Source organism: Prescottella defluvii, assembly GCF_000738775.1.
Lineage (GTDB): Bacteria > Actinomycetota > Actinomycetes > Mycobacteriales > Mycobacteriaceae > Prescottella > Prescottella defluvii.
Map to the genome: position 1 here is coordinate 1 of NZ_JPOC01000097.1, position 1726 is coordinate 1726.

Annotated in this window: 1 protein-coding gene and 3 pseudogenes; all 4 read right to left on the bottom strand. The window is 71.6% G+C overall.

The genetic code is table 11. The features are described 5' to 3' along the window. Positions 1-292: pseudogene (locus tag IJ15_RS0123745) on the bottom strand (class I SAM-dependent methyltransferase); the annotation flags it as partial. Between the two features lie 95 nt (positions 293-387). Next, positions 388-702, bottom strand: a complete 315-nt coding sequence (locus IJ15_RS26815; protein WP_231569645.1) for a response regulator transcription factor — start codon at positions 700-702, stop codon at positions 388-390. Positions 703-991: 289 nt separating this feature from the next. Further along, positions 992-1264, bottom strand: a pseudogene (locus IJ15_RS27015) (alpha/beta fold hydrolase); the annotation flags it as partial. 229 nt (positions 1265-1493) lie between these two features. Beyond that, positions 1494-1726: pseudogene (locus IJ15_RS26510) on the bottom strand (hypothetical protein); the annotation flags it as partial.

Consider the following 1726-nt stretch of genomic DNA (forward strand, 5'->3'; position numbering starts at 1 on the left):
CGGCTCGCGCGCGGAGGCGATCGTGCATCGCCGGGTTCGGTTCGACGGCGATCAGCCGGGTGCCGGGACGGAGGTAGCGCAGGTTGGCGCCCACGCCGGGCCCCAGCTCGACGACGGTGCGGGGCAGGTCGCCGAAGAGGGATCGTTTGTGGGGCCGCAGCAGGTGATCGAGGTACCGGTCGAGCGTGGTGAAGAACAAAGCATTGAACGGCCCGCGGAACAGGTTGGGCCGAAACGTATCTGGCGCAGTCTCCCTCTGGTCGCGAGAGAGTACGTCGGGGGTGGCGTCCATCGCGGGCGCTCCTTTCCGGGTTCGCGGTCGATGTGACTACGAGCCTCGCGGAGAGCCGCGGCGGCGGATAGGCGGGAATCACCCCAGCCGGTACCTCAATCCGGTACCTCGAGGTCGGTCGCCGAGCCAGGGGCGACGCGTCGGCCCCACCACGCGGCGACCTGGGCTCGGGAGGTGACGCCGAGGCGGAGCCGGATGCGCTCGACGTGACCCTCGGCGGAGCGCTCCTCGATGCCCAGCCGCCGGGCGATCTGCCGATTGGTCAGGCCTTCGGCGACGAGCGCCGCCACCTGCAGCTGCCGCGCGGTCAACTCGCCCGACGGCGGGGCCGGCCGCTCCGCCTGCAACCCGGAGGAGCCGTTCCCTAGGAACTCCAGGATCGCCCGGACGACGGCGGCCGCGTCGCCCACGAACGGGAAATGGCTGCTGCCGGGCAGTGAGACCAGCCGCGCGCCGGGGATCCGTGCAGCCAGCTCGCGGCCCGCGCCGTAGGGAATCGCGCGGTCCCCGCGTCGGAGCGGCGACCCGGTCGAGGAGATCGCTCACGTCGATCTCGTAGCACTGCGCGAGCAGGTCGACGGCGAGTTCGGGCGATGTCGCCTCCCGCTGCAGCCGGGCGAAGAGCGCCTTGGTCGCCGCAGTGCCGTCCGGCAGGAAGATGTCGGCCAACAGCTCCGACCCCAGCCCCCAGTGCGCCCGGACCAGGCCCAGCATCGCGGTGCGGACCTCCGGTGCGGCGACGAGTGAGCCGTCGGCGTATCCGCCGTAGAGGATCAGCCGGTCGACCCGCGGTGGGAACCGCGCCGCGAACGCGATCGACACCGGCGCGCCCACGGAAATGCCCAGCAGGTCGAATCGTTCGAGGTCCAGGTGGTCGGCGAGGGCCTGGAGCACCACCACATCGGTGTCCAATCCCTGCGCCCCCGGCCAGGGATCGGACAGCCCGCAGCCGGGCCGGTCGTACTCCACCACGGTGCGGATCGCCGACAGCGGCGTGACGAAGTCACGGTAGGCCGGGTCGTGCCAGAGCAGTTCCAGGTGGCTGATCCAACCGGCGGGAAGCAGAAGCGCTCGTCCCCGTCCTGTGCAGGCGTAGGCGATCCGCGCGCCGGTCGGCGTCGTGCAGAAGCGGACGGGGCGGCGCGGCGCGGGGGCCTTTGGCCCATGTGGGCCTCCAGCCTGTGATGCCTACGTCACACCATCATGCCCGGTCGCCGACTATCGAGCGTGCGACGGCTTCGATCGAGTCGACGATCCGTTCGGCGCGGGCACCGCCGGCGGCGAGCGGACGCGAGGCCCCACCGATCATTCCGAGCAGCAGGACGGCTGCCCCGTCCGAGTCCATGTCGGGCCGGGCTTCGGCGATCAGCAAACTCACGTGGTCGTACCAGAAGCGGTGCAGGTCGTCGGCGCGTTCGTCCTCGCCCGCCGCGT